Here is a 15377-nt window from a genome sequence, read left to right as displayed (position 1 = left end):
GCGTGTGCTAAACGTTGTTTGTATTATTTTGTGAGCCTAAATGGAAATTAAATCGCCCACCGCTGTCAAGGCACTACTTGTCAGCGCTAGTATCGTTGTTGTTCTTGCCGGCATTAAAGCGGCTAGTACGATTGTTGTTCCTTTTTTGTTATCTGTCTTTATCGCTATGGCTTGCAATCCGGTAATCAACTGGGCAAGTCGATACAAAGTCCCTCGCTGGCTATCGGTCATATCAGTAATACTGATAATTGTCGTTTTTGGATTCATGCTCGCAGGCCTTGTTGGCAATTCAATGGCCGAGTTTCGACAAAATTTACCTGTCTACAAACAACAGCTTAGTGGAGAATTGCTGTGGATTACAACCCGTTTAGAGGCATTGTTTAATTTAGAAATAAACACAGAATTATTGGTGTCCTACTTTGACCCGGCCGTAGCGATGAACATGGCGACCAACTTGCTCACAAGTTTGGGCGGGGTGCTGACAAACTTTTTATTGATCTTGCTAACCGTGGTATTCATGTTATTTGAGGCAGAATCTGTTCCGAAAAAGATCCATATAGCCTTGGATGATCCGTCCATGAAAATTCAGCAAATCGACAAGTTTTTGATCTCCGTTAAAAACTATTTGGTGATCAAAACGCTGGTCAGCATTGCTACCGGCTTTGTTATCGGCGTTTGGTTGTATTTTCTAGGCGTCGACCACTTTATGTTGTGGGCCGTGCTGGCATTTTTGCTTAATTACATTCCCAATATTGGCTCGATTATCGCAGCTGTTCCAGCCGTGCTTATGGCGTTGGTGCAACTTGGCCCAGCGGTGGCTGGCCTGACTGCATTAGGGTACGTGGTTAGTAATACAGTTATGGGCAACGTTGTCGAACCAAAGTTTATGGGCAGAGGGTTAGGGCTTTCAACGCTGGTGGTGTTTTTATCCTTGGTGTTTTGGGGCTGGCTATTGGGCACCGTAGGTATGTTGTTGTCGGTGCCATTGACCATGATTGTTAAAATTGCCTTGGAATCCAATCAGGATACAAGGTGGATAGCGCTGCTGCTTGATAGTGAGGATGTGCCTCAAGAAGTAGAGCAAAGCAAAGAACAAAGTGAATAACGAACGTTAGGCTTTTGGTCTACGACAAAATATTTTCAAGGTGGTGATCTTGTGAAAGACTTAGATCAGTAGCATATACAAGTCATATGAATGTGATTGGAGAATGTAAATGCTAAGAATTGCTCTTTTTCTCGGAACCAATATTGCGATTATTGCGTTGTTAAGTTTGACGTTCAGTTTGTTCGGCTTTCAAGGCTTATTGGCACAAAATGGTGTTGATTTGGATTTGCAGGCGCTACTGATTTATTCAACAGTGATCGGGTTTGCCGGTGCTTTTATCTCGTTGTTTATTTCTAAGTTCATGGCAAAACGCTCAATGGGTGTCCATGTCATTGAAGCTGCAACAAATCCCACGGAACGCTGGCTGGTGGACACGGTAAGAAGGCAATCTGAGATGGCAGGCATTGGCATGCCGGAAGTGGGTATTTTTAATAGTCCTTCGCCAAATGCGTTTGCAACGGGTTGGAATAAAAACAATGCTCTCGTAGCTGTAAGCACCGGGTTGTTGGAATACATGAATAAACAAGAAGTTGAAGCAGTGCTTGCCCACGAGGTTAGTCACGTCGCAAATGGCGATATGGTGACAATGACTTTAGTGCAGGGTGTTGTGAATACTTTTGTTGTATTTTTATCTCGCGTCATAGGGCACGTTGTCGACAGGGTCGTATTTAAAGTCGAAAGAGGGCATGGTCCCGCGTTCTGGATAGTGTCTATCATTGCAGAAATCATCTTAGGGTTCTTAGCTATGATGCTTGTCATGTGGTTTTCTCGATACCGAGAATTTCGCGCTGATGCTGGAGGCGCCAAACTCGCAGGACGCAACAATATGGTCGCAGCGCTGGCAAAACTCAGATCTTTCCAAGGAACAGCAGATATGCCTGATGAAATGGCGGCTTTTGCAATTAATGCCGGTAAAATCCATAAACTTTTTGCCAGCCATCCGCCATTAGAAGAGAGAATCGCGGCGCTACAAAATCGAAGTTAAGCGCCTAATTGGATAGAGAATAGGTGGTTGATTGATTCTTACGGTGTGAAGTTAGGCTTAAAGCATCGGGCAGAGTCATCAACCCATAAAGAGTCATCAACCCCATAAAGAGTCATTAACCCCATAAAGAGTCATTAAGCCTCACTTCAATTTTGATCCGCTGCAAGGAAAGTGTCTAACTAGACGATAGTTTTAAAAGTCAGAGTAATTCGTGCACCGCCCAATTCCGAATCACTAATTTCCATTTTGCCATGGTAGGCTTCTACCAAGTCAGCCACGATTGCCAGACCAATTCCTTGACCTTCTTTGTAGCTATCAAGGCGCTTTCCTCGGTGTAACAAAGCTTCTCGATGCTCTTTTGCTATGCCAGGTCCGTCATCTTCAACACAAATGGATAAACAATCCTGTCTTGGCATTGAAGCCGTCACAACTACCCGATGTCTAGCCGCTTTACAGGCGTTATCCATCAGATTACCTAAAATCTCCATTAGGTCGGTTTTGTCTCCTTTAAACGCACTGTTTTGTTCGATCTCTAGTGCGACATCAAGTGCCTTATCAGCATGCACTTTCGTCATTGCAGACTGGAGCTTTTCTGCAGTGGGGAGAACAGGTTCAGCTTGTTCCCAACCACTACCTGAACCCGCTACCGCTCGTTTAAGTTGGCGTTGAATAATGCTATCGATTTGATTCAATGGTTCTTGCGCTGAGTTGGGTAAAGCTTGATTGCCGGATAACACAGCTAAAGGGGTTTTTAGACTATGTGCTAGATCACTCAGACTGTTTTTATAGCGGCTTCGTTGTTGTGCTTCGGTATCTAACAAATGGTTAATGCTGTTTTTGAGTTTTTCTAGCTCTGGCGGGTAGGGCTGATCCAAGCGTTCAATTTCGCCTTTTTCGGCTTGTTTAATCTGTGTGATCAAGGTATTTATTGGACTCAAAGCCATGTGCAAGCTAATGATCAATACAATCAACAAGAATACTGCCACTAACCCTAACCAATTCCACAGTGTGGTTGCGAATGTTTGTCGTTCTTTCTCGAACATGCGTTTATCTTGCACGATAAAGAAGCTAACTGGGACGAAATCCTCTAAAGTGTCAAATTCAGCTGTATAGGCAAACATAAAATAATCCGACACCACGTTAAAATTGGGGATGAATACCTCTTCTCCCACATTGGGTTCGTTCAAAAAAGGTTGTTCCAACCAGTTTAATGTGGACAGGCTTTGCCAAACGATTTTGTTGTCTAATTTAATAAATGCATACAAGCCTGAGCCAGGAATATTTAGTTTGTCATTAAACAATTGTTCCGGCATGTCGGGTTTGCCTTCACGCATCTCAAATTCAGATATTAGCGTTAAGCTTTGCACGCGAAGCTGCTCCAACATGGATTGGGTCAAACTGTCTGTGAAGCCTTTTTCCAATGTGATCGCTGTAAGCGGAATAAAAAATAGCAGTGCAAAAAGCGCTGCGATAAAACTACGAAGACGTAATGAGAGTTTTATCATAGGTCGCGATTAATGCGGTATCCACGGCCACGCAAGGTTTCGATAGGTTTATAGCTGCCATCAGGGTCAAGTTTCTTACGTAAACGACCAACAAACACTTCAATGACGTTACTGTCTAGGTCAAAGTCCTGATCGTAGATGTGCTCAGTTAATTCGGTTTTCGAAACGATTTTTTGCGGGTTGTGCAATAAGTACTCCAATACCTTGTACTCGTAGGCAGTGAGTTCAAGATATTCTCCATTTACGGACACTTCTTCAGCCGTGGTATCCAAACTAATTGGACCTTTTTCAATAACCGGGTTAGCTTGACCCGAAGAACGGCGTATGAGCGCTTTGACTCTTGCCAGTAATTCTTCATTATGAAATGGTTTGGTTAAATAGTCGTCAGCGCCTGCATCCAATCCTTCGACTTTTTCTTGCCAACGATCCCGTGCGGTGAGAATTAATATTGGGCAAGCAATGTTGTTTTTGCGGGCAGTTTTAATGACTTCAAAACCGTCAATGATCGGTAAACCGATATCCACAATCGCTAAATCATAAGGATATTCTTGAATCAAAAAGCTGGCTTTTTCACCATCATCGGCCAAATCTACACTGTATCCATTAGTTTGAAGCAGCTGATCAAGCTGAGTGAGAAGCCTGCTGTCATCTTCGACGAGCAAAATACGCATTACTTGTTTCGACTCCTTTGTTTGGTAACTCGCCCCGTGCGTTTATCCACGTCCACAGTAACCACTCTTCCTGATTTTTGCAGTACCTTAACCCGGTACGTATTTTGACTCTGATCGACGCGCAGCACCCGGCCACTTACTGCCTGTTGAGCTTTTTGAACAGCTTGGGCTTTATTAATGTTTTGTCCACGTTGGTCTTGCGCCATCGATGGGGCTGCAAAAAGCAGCGCCACCGTTAACAATAAAGTTTGCAAGAATGACATGAATCTTAATTTTGACTGCTTAATCAAAGTCATTTCCTAAATTTGGCGTTTGCATTCGTACGGGTTAATCGTAACCCACAGGGGAAACTCTAACACGTACTTTGATTTTGTCACCAGGATGTTGACGCATAAAGGTTTTATACTTTTCTCCCTGATAACGATATTTAACTTTGTAACCTTTTATCTCTCGGACTTTTCGGGTTTTTTCATAGACGGTATCACAATGCTCAACCACTCGGGTTGAATGATAGCGCTTGTGTGAGCTAGTGTGCCCTAATGCGCCACCAATGATAGCACCGGCCACTGTGCTTTCACGGTTGTCCCCAATCACGTTACCGATTACGCCACCTAAAACAGCGCCAGCAACCGTTGAACCAGTGCGATCACCATGATGTCCTTTAAGATAACGGCGTTTTTTAACTGGGTAACATTGTTCTACAGGTTGAGACACCGTGACATAATGATATACAGGCTTGGCTTTGATCACTCTGGCGTAATCATAGTAAGTATCAGCAAACGCAGAACCGCTAGAAAGGGCCAATGCAAATCCTGCAATACTAAGGGTTTTGATATTAAACATGATGTTTCTCCTTCTCAATGTGTGATCACATGGTAGGGGAAACAATCTGAACTATAACTGAATTGAACCTTACTGAGGATTAAGCTTGAGAAAATGCTTCTGCTTTGAGTGGATTCAAGCATACAGCAGAGACAGAACGGTTTTTACTATGTGTGTATATATGAATATTTAAATCTACCTGGCGCAGTTGATGCCACATTTCCAAATTATCACCACGGGGGCAAATAACTTGTTGTAAATAGCGCTCTTGTACATCATCGTTCATATTCAAAGCTTGTGGAATTTGAATATAAACGTTTACCTCTCCAATGTTGGCATTAACCCCTTTATAGCGCCATTCTCCTAAACGGAATGCCCCGTAAAAAGTACGATCCACGGTTTTTAATGCTTTTTCATCGACCAAATAGGTGGCTTTGTCAGCATAGCGAACGATATTCAAAGAAAGGACTTTGTTGCAGGCCGTCAAACCAAGTACCACGGCGCCTAACAAACTCATTGTATTGACCAATTTGGGTATTGAAATGGTTTCCAAGAATTTCATTATCATTGTCCTCTCTATCCTCAAGAGAGTTATCGGCGAAAATAAAAATTGCTTGAATGAGGGGTGTTCTAGAAGGCAAAAACACAATAAGGCAAATTAAAGATTTTCGTTGTCAGAATAAAATCATCTAAAAATCATTAGGGCGTCAGAAGTACATATAACGTTTCAGATAAAGTATTAGCTTGTTCAATCTAAAAATGCGCAACGTTGGATAACTATCTGAATTTAAAAAGGAAAGGCAATGAAACCTGTTTGTGTACTCATCACTTTGCTATTCTCTGTTTTCATCACAGGCTGTAACAGTGTTAGCAAAAACAATACTTTAACTTCACACGGGGACTATTTTGGCGAAGAACCGCCAGGATTAATGCCCAAACTATTTGACCCCAAAATCGTATCGCCAGATGGACGATTTGAAGGTGGTTCGTTTTCCCCAGATATGAAGGAGTTTTATTTCTCCCGAAAAAATGGCAAATATGTAAACCGAACATTTTTTGTTATTCGTTACGAAAACGATAAGTGGGGCGAAGAAACAGAGACCGACATAAGGTGGCCGCAATTTACTGGTGATGGCAACATGATGTTTGGCGGAAAATGGGTCAGAGAACGAACTGATGCAGGTTGGTCAGAGCCTAAAAATCAAGGCGTATTTTTAAAAGAGCAGGGACATGGTATTTCGCTTTCATCAAAAGGCACCTATTACTTTCCTTTTTACAAAAAAGAGGACAACGGCCGTGGCAATCTTGGTTATTCCCGTCTGCTAAACGGCGAATATGAAAGCCCAGTTAAATTGAATAGCGACATCAATCAAGGTGAATGGATTGCTCACCCTTACATCGCGCCTGACGAATCCTATTTAATGTGGGATGTGCAAAGAGAAGGAGGCTTTGGCAAATCGGATATTTATATCAGTTTTAGAGGCAAAGATGGTGCTTGGCTTCCTGCAATAAACATGGGTTCAGCAATTAATTCAGACATGCAAGAAAGCTCCCCACGAGTGACACATGATGGAAAATATCTATTCTTTTCTAGGGGAGAGTGGCAGGTGAAAGAAAACGGCAGCCGCAATTGGGTAGGTAAAAGTTACTGGGTGGATACGAAGGTCATTGAGAATCTTAGACCAAAAGGGTAGGGCCGTGTTCCTTGTATTACGCTATTTCTGAACGTTTCCCGAGAAACTAAACATCTATATGTTACCCCCGCGATGCAATATACCTAAACGTCATCCTCGCGACGCTCTTGTGCGAGGATCTCTCACCTGCAAATACGGATTTAACAGATACCCAACAAGAGCTTACAAGAAAATGACGTCGTTCATTTTTTGATTTAAACCTTTTTAGCGACTCTTAAAAACGGCGAGAACGTAAAAGTAAGCTTTATTATCCTCGTTATGAATCCCTGGTGTATAAGGGGTGAAGTTCGAAAATGACCCTTGACCAGATGAATACCAAGGCTGCATTGAAAGTTCTCGGATAATGACTGGAAATACTTCAGGCGCTTTTTCAAATCCCCTAATTTCGCAAAAGCTTGATTTGCAAATAACACTATCCAAATCGACATTAATGGATAGTTCATGTAGCGAAAAGAAATCTCGAATATTTGTTTCCATTTCGATAGCCCATTCTTCATTTCGCTGTTGATTTGAAAATTCCTCGTAGTTCTTTCGAATTCCTAAGTCTGCACCAGCTATCACGTCAGTAAATGGAGCGGGTAGGCTTTTTTCTATTTCTTCTCGTGTGAGCGTTTGAGGTACCTCCAAACCTGCTTCTTTCAACGTCGCGTTTGCGTCACGTAAAGCGCTTTTAGTTTCTGTAAGTTCGCGTTCGGTTTTTTTATACTGAGTGACCAAGGTATCTGCCTGCTCATTAAACTCTGCTGAACTCAGACATTCGTCTTTTGATTCCAAGGATACATCGTCATCGGTACTTGGATCCCCAGATTCAAGTTCGTGGTCGCTACTGGCGGGGGTAGCATCAGTAGATCGCTCTTCTTTTTCAGTGGACTCATGCACCTTAGAGGACGGAACTTCCGTATTATTCTTGAGAGCATTGGATTTGCCTACTTGGTAGGCCATTGCAGAACATAAGGTACAGATTAGTAAGAAGACAATGATTCGCATAACAATCCTTTGTAAATTAATTGGTTAGAACAACGTACTGGCGATTATGGTCACTTTACTAATCAAAAAGCAATTATCTTATTTTGACTCTTTCAAAAACTGAAATGCCCCTAACTGGTTCGTAATCCATTAATTAACGCGAATGGGTAAAAGGTAACGCTCCCGTTTTCATACCTACGAGAGTAGCGTTAATCCAAATCTACGCGCTTGCGCAGTGATTTGGTTTTACCTTGTTTCTTTTTACTGTCGACCCGTCTGATTTGTGACGAACGGGTGGGTTTGGTCGCGCGCCGTGGTTTAGGTTTGAAGCCGGCTTTTTGAATGATTTCGATAAGTCTTGCAATCGCATCCTCTCGGTTTTGCTCTTGAGTGCGATAGCTTTGTGCTTTAATGATTAAGATACCGTCATTGGTGACCCGTTTATCGCTACCTTTTAAAAGTTGTTCTTTGTAGTGTTCCGGCAATGAAGAGGCGCGAATATCGAAGCGCAAATGGATAGCGCTGGAGACTTTATTGACGTTTTGTCCGCCAGCGCCTTGTGCGCGGATCGCTGTCATTTCAAACTCATCGTCAGAAATGCCAACTGTTGAAGTGATCGATATCCAAGCCATTGCCAACCCCTATCAAGGTAAAACTTGTTTGTAAGGTTTTACCGATACGCTTTGATACACACCCGCCGACACATAGGGATCGGAATCGGCCCAAGCTTGTGCTGCATCGAGGCTGTCGAATTCAGCTATGATCAATGAACCGGTAAATCCAGCTTCACCGGGATCGTCACTGTCAATTGCTGGGCACGGCCCTGCAATGACTAGACGACCTTGTTGCTTGAGTACTTCAACGCGCTTCAGATGAGCAGGGCGTGCTTGTTTGCGCAGCGGTAGGCTATTTTCAACATCTTGCGAATAAATGATGTACAACATGTCATATCCTTATTTGTTGGTTGCTGCTTTCATGTCGCTGACAAATTGCGTTAAAGCATGCAACATTACTTCAGGCTCATGCAGGTTTTGCTCAATGATGTTGACCGTCGCTGAGCCAGAAATTGCCCCTGCAGCGCCAGCATGGATCGCATCAGCAACTTGTTCAGGTTTGGATATTCCAAAGCCAAGCAATGGCGGCGCAACTTGATATTGTGTGAGTTTTTCTATCAACGTTGACGCTGGGATGGTTGCGGCGGTCTCAGCCCCTGTGACACCAGCCCTGCCGAGTAAATACGTGTACCCTCGAGATTTATTACCAATCTCAGCCAAAGTCTCATCACTGGCATTAGGCGGCGCAATCAAAATTTGTTCGATGTTTTGTTGTTCAGCAATAGCGATAAAGCGGTCAGCTTCTCGAAGAGGCACATCAGCAATCAATATAGAATCCACACCCGCACGGTTTGCACGTTGATAAAAACCTTCAATACCGCGTTTCAGCACAAGGTTGCTATACAACAACAAGCCAATAGGAATGTCTGGGTATTCGTCGCGGATTAGTTTGATCACGTCAAAACAATCTTCTGGCGTGATTTTGTTGTTCAGAGCCCGAATGCTGGCCTTTTGGATGGTAGGTCCATCAGCAATGGGATCTGAGTAGGGAATTCCCAGCTCAAGTGCGTCAGCGCCGCCTTCTATCAATGCCTTAATAATATTAAATGAGGTTTGTTTATCCGGATCGCCAACCATGACAAAGGGTACAAATGCACCTTGGTTTTTGGCATTTAAGCCTTCAAACATTTTGGCATAACGACTCATTCTTGATCTCCTAAAATACTGTGAACGTGGGCAAGGTCCTTGTCTCCACGACCGGATAAATTTAACACAATAATGGTGTCATCTTCGGCCTCGTCCGCCATGTTTAGTGCGTGCGCCAAAGCATGGGCCGATTCTAACGCTGGGATAATGCCTTCTTTTCTGGCCAGGAGTTGGAAGGCGTTGAGCGCTTCATCATCGCTAATTGCCACATATTCGGCACGTCCGATATCGTGCAGATAGGCATGTTGAGGACCAACCGCAGGATAATCCAAGCCTGCAGATACCGAATAGGATTCTTCAATTTGCCCGTCTTTGTCTTGCATGATGTAGCTGTAAGCGCCATGCAAAATGCCTTTGCTACCCGTACAAATGGCCGCACCATGATCGGCTGTGTGTAAGCCTTTTCCAGCAGGTTCAACGCCGACAAGACGCACACTGGGTTCGTCGATGAAATCAGCAAACATTCCAATTGCGTTGGAACCTCCACCTACACAAGCAACCACTGCGTCGGGCAAACGGCCTTCTTTTTCCATAATTTGCGTTCGGGTCTCTTCGCCAATCATGCGATGGAATTCACGTACGATCGTTGGGAAGGGGTGAGGGCCCGCCGCCGTACCCAGCAGATAATGTGCCTTGTCATAATTAGCTGACCAATCTCGCATCGCCTCGTTCACGGCGTCTTTTAAGGTTCCTGATCCCGCATTGACAGGAATAACTTCTGCGCCCATTAAGCGCATCCTAAAAACGTTGGGTGCTTGACGTTCAACATCTTTGGCGCCCATGTATATTCGCGCTTTAAGCCCCATCAACGCACAGGCTAGTGCAGTTGCCACACCGTGCTGACCTGCACCGGTTTCAGCAATCACTTCGGTTTTACCCATGCGTTTGGTTAACAGTGCCTGACCCAACACCTGATTGGTTTTGTGTGCGCCACCGTGCAATAAGTCTTCTCTTTTTAAGTAGAGCTTAACCTTGGGGTTGCTTACAAGATTGCGGCTTAAGGTCATGGATGTTGGCCGACCCGCATAGTCTTTGAGTAGTCCCATAAACTCTTTTTGAAACGCCTCATCTTGTTGGGCATCAATAAAGGCTTGCTCTAGTTGGTCTAGCGCAGGAATAAGCAACTCAGGAACATACATCCCGCCGTAATCCCCGAATTTAGTACTTAAATTATTCATTTTTGCGATTTCCTAAACTGCTGTTCAATATGCGCGTAGCGCATTGAATAAATCTTCAATTTTTTGACTATTTTTGATCCCTGGTGCGGTTTCAACCCCAGAATTGATATCCAAAATAGTGGCTTTACTGTTTGCCGCTTCGACAATGTTTTCAGGGGAGAGCCCTCCGGCCAAAACAAAAGGCGTGCCTGCCGGAATTTGGGATAACAACCGCCAATCAAACTGTTGCCCGGTTCCGCCGGATTGATCACCAACTTTGCAATCCAATAAATATTTGTTTACGTGTTGCCAATTCATATTTGGCAATGCATCGACAACCCCAAGTGCCTTCCATATTTCGCAGGTGTCTGGTAAGTGCTTACGTAACTCATCGATAAAAGATTGATCTTCATCGCCATGCAATTGCACAGCGAAGAGATTGAGCTGGTGGGCAATGTGGCAGATGCTGTTGATACTTTCATCAACAAAAACACCAACGTAGTTAAACGGGCAAGATGTCACGATCGTTTGTGCTTGCTCAATGGTTACCGCACGGGGAGATTTGGCTGCACATATCAACCCCATATAGTTTGCGCCACTTCGGCTAACAGTTTGCGCATCTTCAACGCGGGTGATGCCACATATCTTCGCGTCACCAAAAATTAAGGTTTTTACCGCGCTAGCCAAATCTTGTTGCGCCATGACCGAGCTTCCGACTAGGAATCCATCAGAAAGCGGGGCGAGACGGCGCACGTCTTGATTAGTGTAAATACCTGATTCGGAGATGATTAAACACTGGTGACCACTTTGTTTGATCAAGGGGACCAGGCGTTCAGTGGTGGCCAAATCCGTGCTTAAATCCCGTAAATCCCGGTTGTTAATGCCGATGATTTTTGCCCCTAACTCAATAGCACGATGGGCTTCTTGCTCATTACTGACTTCAGTCAATATGTCTAAGTTATAATGATCTGCCAGCTCGGCTAATTGCGAATATTCTTGGTCATTCAATACTGATAACATCAGAAGAATAGCGTCTGCGTTGTGATACCTGGCTAAATGAACTTGATAAGGGTCAACAAAAAAGTCTTTGTTTAACACTGGTTGTTCAACTCTTGCTCGGATGTATTCTAAATATTCAAATTTACCTTGAAAGTACTTCTCATCGGTCAACACAGAAATGCACGAAGCATACTGAGAATATACCTCGATGATTTCATCTAGATTGAAGTCTTCTCTTATCAATCCTTTAGACGGTGATGCTTTTTTGCATTCAAATATGTAGCCGGAATTAGGCTTTGCCAATGCGTCATAAAAACTGCGATCAGACGGGGTTAAACTGTCAATAAAGGATGCTAAAGGACGTTGTGACTTTCTATCCGCCAATTCGATTCGTTTGTCAGCGACAATTTCATCTAACACGTTTGCCACTTAAATTGCTCCTTGATGGCTAATTTCTGCTGCGGCGAAAATGGTTTTGATCGGTTTGCCTTGTTGCATGGATTCAATCGCCAATTCTGCACCTTGTTGATAAGTTTGGGCATGTCCGGTCAGTTTCAACAACGCACCAGCGTTCATGGCAATGGCTGCTCTATGAGCGGAGTGACCCGAACCATTTAAAACTTGCTCAATTAATGTTTTGTTTTCTTCTGGCTCACCGCCTTTGATACTGTCTAAACCAAATTGCTCAAGACCAAAATCGGCGGGGGAGAGAGTATAGTGGCTAATCTCTTCACCGGATACCTCTGCCACAATTGATTCGCCATGCAGAGCCAGTTCATCCAAGCCACTTCCGTGAACAACGAGCGCTTTTTGATAACCCAGTAACTGCAATGTTTTTGCAAAAGGTTTGACTAATTCTGGGGCGTACACGCCAATCATCATATGTGAGGGTTTAGCGGGATTTGCTAAGGGTCCTAATAAATTAAACAAGGTACGAGTCTTGAGTGTTGTGCGCACCGGCATCGCATGTTTGATTCCTGCGTGATAATTGGGCGCAAATAGAAAACACAGGTTTGCGTTATCTAAACAGGATCTTGCGGTTTGTGCTGACATGGTCAGATCCATGCCAAATGTGCGAAATAAGTCTGCCGAACCGGACTTGCTTGATACACTACGATTACCGTGTTTGGCAACTTTTGCTCCGCAACTTGCTGCAACGATGGCAGCGGCCGAAGAAATATTGATTGTATTATGGCCGTCACCGCCGGTTCCTACGATGTCTGCAAACTCATAGTTTGGACGAGGAAATGCCGCAGCATTATTGATCAACGCAGCTGCCGCGCCAGCAATCTCCTCAGGCGTTTCGCCTTTGGTTTTCAACGCGGTCAACATGGATGAAATAACAATATCATTCATTTCTCCTTTGACCACTAAGCTAAACAGTGCCTCACATTGGTCAAAACTCAGATTACCTCCTTGATAAAGGGTTTCCAGTGTCGTTAATACCTGTTCCGTTGTCATGCGCAATGCTCCTGTGTCAGATAGTCGATACTTTGTTGTAATAATTGGCTACCGTGTGAAGTTAAAATGGATTCTGGATGAAATTGAAAACCCAACATTTTGTCGGACTGATGACAAACAGCCATGGGAATGGCTTCAAAGTCTGCAATCACGGCAAGGGTATCGGGCATGTCGCTCGCCATGAGTGAGTGATAACGGGCCACGGGTAAGGGGTTTGGCAACGCATCAAACATGACACTATTGTCATGAGTGATAAACGATGACTTGCCATGCATAACCTGATGAGAACGAACAATCTTGCCGCCATAGGACTCAACAATCGCCTGATGACCCAAACAGATCCCTAAAACAGGGAATTGTCCTTTAATCAAGCTGATCAGTTCCAGCATGCACCCCGCATCTGAAGGGGTTCCAGGCCCGGGAGACAAGAGTAGAATAACATTACTGGTTTTCGCCTTGTCTAGCATTTTTGCCAGGATGGTCTGTGCAGAAACACTATTGCGATAAATAATCAATTCGTGACCCATTCCTCGCAGTTCGTCTACCAAGTTATACGTAAAGGAATCAAAATTATCGAGTAAAAATACACTGATAGGCTTACTCATGATGATACCTCCTGACGGTCGCTTGTTTTATCGTTGTGAGGTCTTTGGTGGGCGGTCATAATGGCACTGATCACTGCCTGAGCTTTACCCCGTGTTTCATCGGCCTCGGCTTGGGGGACTGAGTCATGGACCACGCCAGCCCCGGCTTGGATGTATGCCTTGCCTTTGCGTATAAACGCAGAGCGTATAACAATACAGCTGTCCATATCGCCGCTACCATTGATGTAACCAACAGCACCGCCGTAACTACCTCGACGCTTTTTCTCAACATTTCGAATCAGGCTTGCAGCACTGACTTTAGGAGCACCAACCAAGGTGCCCATATTCATGCATGCTGCATAGGCATGCAGTGCATCCAAATCGTCACGTAATTGACCAACCACACGTGAAACCAAATGCATCACATGGGAATAACGGTCTACTTTGAGTAAATCCTTTACAAATCGCGTACCGGGTTTGGAAACCTTAGCCACATCGTTGCGCGCTAAATCAACCAGCATCAAATGTTCAGCTTTTTCTTTTTGATCTTCACGCAAATTCAATTCAATACGACTATCCAAATCAACGTTAATCGAACCGTCAGCGTTTTTCCCTCTTGGACGAGTCCCTGCAATAGGATAAATTTCAACCTGATTACTCGACGCTTCGTATTTCAACGCTGATTCTGGTGAAGCACCGAACATCGCAAAATCATCGTCTTGCAGGTAAAACATATAAGGGCTAGGGTTTTGTTTTTTTAACTCGGCATAAGCCAGAAGAGGAGCCGGGCAGTCGAGGCTGAAAGTACGAGAGGGGACAACTTGGAAAATGTCGCCAGCGAGGATGTGCTCTTTGAGATTGAGCACGTCCAATTTAAATTCTTCATCAGACTTGTCGACACTAAGTTGCAACACTTCAGTCAAACCAATTTCGATGTCAGGCGTTTGTTGAAGTTTTTCCAACTGGCCAATGATCTGTTCCATTTGTTGACTGACTGCAAAGTAACTTTGACCTACGTTTTTGCCACTAAACACACTACTGACAACGTCGGTGGTTTGCTTTTTATGATCGATTACAAGCAGGGTTTGGGCCAGGTAAAAGGTAAAATCGGGACAGGTATTTTCACTATCGGCCACGTAGGGCAGTTGTTCAAAACTGGCTAGTAGATCATAGGCAAATGCGCCACCCAGGAATAAATTTTGTGGGTGCTGGCGTAAACAACGTATTTTTGTCACGACAATGCGGATTGCATCGAATACTGCAGCGGCTTTCAACCTCGCATCTTCATCAAGACTGGGGTCTGGTTGAGGAAACAATAAGGTGATTTGGTTAGAATTGCTTTGTTTTATGTGGACACCCACTCCAACATGCTGTTCGAATAACGGCAAGACTGATTGACCGTTGTCATTCAGCGCGATTATGTCGACGCTGTGCCCATGACAGATAAGTTTTAATGCTGCATCGACCAGAATCAGGCTTTTCAAATTGTCTTTACTGTCGATTTCAGCCGATTCAAGTAGCAAGGTATTTGCCTTGTTCTCACACAATTGCTGATATGCGTGAAGCGGATCTGCTATGTATTTTCCTGATTTAACAAGTGTTTCTACTAAACCAGGTTGTTCACTTAATTGAGTTAAACTCATTGTTTCTGTCTCTCGATACTATTTT

The 15377-nt window shown here is 44.0% G+C and carries 17 protein-coding genes; 3 read left to right on the top strand and 14 right to left on the bottom strand.

The window, feature by feature from the left end; all coding sequences use genetic code 11:
- Positions 1-40 precede the first annotated feature (40 nt).
- On the top strand, positions 41-1105 hold the full coding sequence (locus FM019_RS16275; protein WP_143837007.1) for an AI-2E family transporter: 1065 nt from the start codon (positions 41-43) through the stop codon (positions 1103-1105).
- A 109-nt stretch (positions 1106-1214) separates the two neighbouring features.
- Positions 1215-2090: a protease HtpX gene (gene htpX, locus FM019_RS16270; protein WP_143837006.1), complete on the top strand. Its 876-nt coding sequence runs from the start codon at positions 1215-1217 to the stop codon at positions 2088-2090.
- Between the two features lie 179 nt (positions 2091-2269).
- Here htpX and FM019_RS16265 read toward each other — a convergent pair whose 3' ends face one another.
- The 5 genes from FM019_RS16265 to FM019_RS16245 all read right to left on the bottom strand — a co-directional run bounded on the left by FM019_RS16265 (position 2270) and on the right by FM019_RS16245 (position 5650).
- Entirely contained in the window at positions 2270-3595 is a 1326-nt protein-coding gene (locus tag FM019_RS16265) for an ATP-binding protein (protein WP_143837005.1), read from the bottom strand.
- Positions 3592-4266, bottom strand: coding sequence for a response regulator transcription factor (locus tag FM019_RS16260; protein WP_143837004.1), 675 nt, complete (start codon positions 4264-4266; stop codon positions 3592-3594). Before FM019_RS16260 ends, FM019_RS16265 begins: the two co-directional genes overlap by 4 nt.
- Complete coding sequence (locus FM019_RS16255; protein WP_409553376.1) at positions 4266-4556, bottom strand: PepSY domain-containing protein; 291 nt, start codon at positions 4554-4556, stop codon at positions 4266-4268. Before FM019_RS16255 ends, FM019_RS16260 begins: the two co-directional genes overlap by 1 nt.
- Positions 4557-4593: 37 nt before the next feature.
- Positions 4594-5109, bottom strand: coding sequence for a glycine zipper 2TM domain-containing protein (locus FM019_RS16250; RefSeq protein ID WP_143837003.1), 516 nt, complete (start codon positions 5107-5109; stop codon positions 4594-4596).
- 79 nt (positions 5110-5188) lie between these two features.
- Positions 5189-5650, bottom strand: a complete 462-nt coding sequence (locus FM019_RS16245; protein WP_143837002.1) for a hypothetical protein — start codon at positions 5648-5650, stop codon at positions 5189-5191.
- Between the two features lie 241 nt (positions 5651-5891).
- Between FM019_RS16245 and FM019_RS16240 the strand changes: the two genes are divergently transcribed.
- Positions 5892-6782 carry a PD40 domain-containing protein gene (locus tag FM019_RS16240; protein WP_143837001.1) on the top strand — a complete coding sequence of 297 codons (891 nt, stop codon included), beginning with the start codon at positions 5892-5894 and terminating at the stop codon, positions 6780-6782.
- A 204-nt stretch (positions 6783-6986) separates the two neighbouring features.
- On the opposite strand, the gene FM019_RS16235 is transcribed toward FM019_RS16240, so the two are convergent.
- From FM019_RS16235 to FM019_RS16195, 9 genes are all read right to left on the bottom strand, one after another.
- Positions 6987-7769 carry a hypothetical protein gene (locus tag FM019_RS16235; protein ID WP_143837000.1) on the bottom strand — a complete coding sequence of 261 codons (783 nt, stop codon included), beginning with the start codon at positions 7767-7769 and terminating at the stop codon, positions 6987-6989.
- Between the two features lie 188 nt (positions 7770-7957).
- Entirely contained in the window at positions 7958-8380 is a 423-nt protein-coding gene (arfB, locus tag FM019_RS16230) for an alternative ribosome rescue aminoacyl-tRNA hydrolase ArfB (RefSeq protein WP_143836999.1), read from the bottom strand.
- A gap of 12 nt (positions 8381-8392) precedes the next feature.
- Complete coding sequence (locus FM019_RS16225) at positions 8393-8692, bottom strand: YciI family protein (RefSeq protein WP_143836998.1); 300 nt, start codon at positions 8690-8692, stop codon at positions 8393-8395.
- Between the two features lie 9 nt (positions 8693-8701).
- The gene (trpA, locus tag FM019_RS16220) at positions 8702-9508 is read right to left on the bottom strand and encodes a tryptophan synthase subunit alpha (RefSeq protein ID WP_143836997.1); all 807 of its coding nucleotides are present in this window, start codon (positions 9506-9508) and stop codon (positions 8702-8704) included.
- Positions 9505-10686: a tryptophan synthase subunit beta gene (gene trpB, locus FM019_RS16215; RefSeq protein WP_143836996.1), complete on the bottom strand. Its 1182-nt coding sequence runs from the start codon at positions 10684-10686 to the stop codon at positions 9505-9507. Before trpB ends, trpA begins: the two co-directional genes overlap by 4 nt.
- Before the next feature lie 24 nt (positions 10687-10710).
- Positions 10711-12093, bottom strand: coding sequence for a bifunctional indole-3-glycerol-phosphate synthase TrpC/phosphoribosylanthranilate isomerase TrpF (gene trpCF, locus FM019_RS16210; RefSeq protein ID WP_143836995.1), 1383 nt, complete (start codon positions 12091-12093; stop codon positions 10711-10713).
- Complete coding sequence (gene trpD / locus FM019_RS16205; protein ID WP_143836994.1) at positions 12094-13125, bottom strand: anthranilate phosphoribosyltransferase; 1032 nt, start codon at positions 13123-13125, stop codon at positions 12094-12096.
- Positions 13122-13730 (bottom strand): aminodeoxychorismate/anthranilate synthase component II, encoded by a 609-nt coding sequence (locus tag FM019_RS16200; RefSeq protein ID WP_143836993.1) that lies wholly within the window; start codon positions 13728-13730, stop codon positions 13122-13124. The genes trpD and FM019_RS16200 overlap by 4 nt, the downstream gene beginning before the upstream one ends.
- Positions 13727-15352: an anthranilate synthase component 1 gene (locus FM019_RS16195; protein ID WP_143836992.1), complete on the bottom strand. Its 1626-nt coding sequence runs from the start codon at positions 15350-15352 to the stop codon at positions 13727-13729. Before FM019_RS16195 ends, FM019_RS16200 begins: the two co-directional genes overlap by 4 nt.
- Positions 15353-15377: the final 25 nt, after the last annotated feature.

Origin of the sequence: Aliiglaciecola sp. M165, from assembly GCF_007197995.1 — a bacterium.
In the GTDB taxonomy this organism is placed as follows: domain Bacteria; phylum Pseudomonadota; class Gammaproteobacteria; order Enterobacterales; family Alteromonadaceae; genus Aliiglaciecola.
The sequence above is the reverse complement of the archived record's forward strand: the minus strand, read 5'-3'. Positions and strand labels throughout refer to the sequence as shown.

What these genes read in the sequence shown, in the direction of transcription:
- FM019_RS16275 (WP_143837007.1), top strand. Translation starts at nt 41, where the DNA reads ATGGAAATTAAATCGCCCACCGCTGTCAAGGCACTACTTGTCAGCGCT.
- htpX (WP_143837006.1), top strand. Translation starts at nt 1,215, where the DNA reads ATGCTAAGAATTGCTCTTTTTCTCGGAACCAATATTGCGATTATTGCG.
- FM019_RS16265 (WP_143837005.1), bottom strand. Translation starts at nt 3,595, where the DNA reads ATGATAAAACTCTCATTACGTCTTCGTAGTTTTATCGCAGCGCTTTTT.
- FM019_RS16260 (WP_143837004.1), bottom strand. Translation starts at nt 4,266, where the DNA reads ATGCGTATTTTGCTCGTCGAAGATGACAGCAGGCTTCTCACTCAGCTT.
- FM019_RS16250 (WP_143837003.1), bottom strand. Translation starts at nt 5,109, where the DNA reads ATGTTTAATATCAAAACCCTTAGTATTGCAGGATTTGCATTGGCCCTT.
- FM019_RS16245 (WP_143837002.1), bottom strand. Translation starts at nt 5,650, where the DNA reads ATGAAATTCTTGGAAACCATTTCAATACCCAAATTGGTCAATACAATG.
- FM019_RS16240 (WP_143837001.1), top strand. Translation starts at nt 5,892, where the DNA reads ATGAAACCTGTTTGTGTACTCATCACTTTGCTATTCTCTGTTTTCATC.
- FM019_RS16235 (WP_143837000.1), bottom strand. Translation starts at nt 7,769, where the DNA reads ATGCGAATCATTGTCTTCTTACTAATCTGTACCTTATGTTCTGCAATG.
- arfB (WP_143836999.1), bottom strand. Translation starts at nt 8,380, where the DNA reads ATGGCTTGGATATCGATCACTTCAACAGTTGGCATTTCTGACGATGAG.
- FM019_RS16225 (WP_143836998.1), bottom strand. Translation starts at nt 8,692, where the DNA reads ATGTTGTACATCATTTATTCGCAAGATGTTGAAAATAGCCTACCGCTG.
- trpA (WP_143836997.1), bottom strand. Translation starts at nt 9,508, where the DNA reads ATGAGTCGTTATGCCAAAATGTTTGAAGGCTTAAATGCCAAAAACCAA.
- trpB (WP_143836996.1), bottom strand. Translation starts at nt 10,686, where the DNA reads ATGAATAATTTAAGTACTAAATTCGGGGATTACGGCGGGATGTATGTT.
- trpD (WP_143836994.1), bottom strand. Translation starts at nt 13,125, where the DNA reads ATGACAACGGAACAGGTATTAACGACACTGGAAACCCTTTATCAAGGA.
- FM019_RS16200 (WP_143836993.1), bottom strand. Translation starts at nt 13,730, where the DNA reads ATGAGTAAGCCTATCAGTGTATTTTTACTCGATAATTTTGATTCCTTT.
- FM019_RS16195 (WP_143836992.1), bottom strand. Translation starts at nt 15,352, where the DNA reads ATGAGTTTAACTCAATTAAGTGAACAACCTGGTTTAGTAGAAACACTT.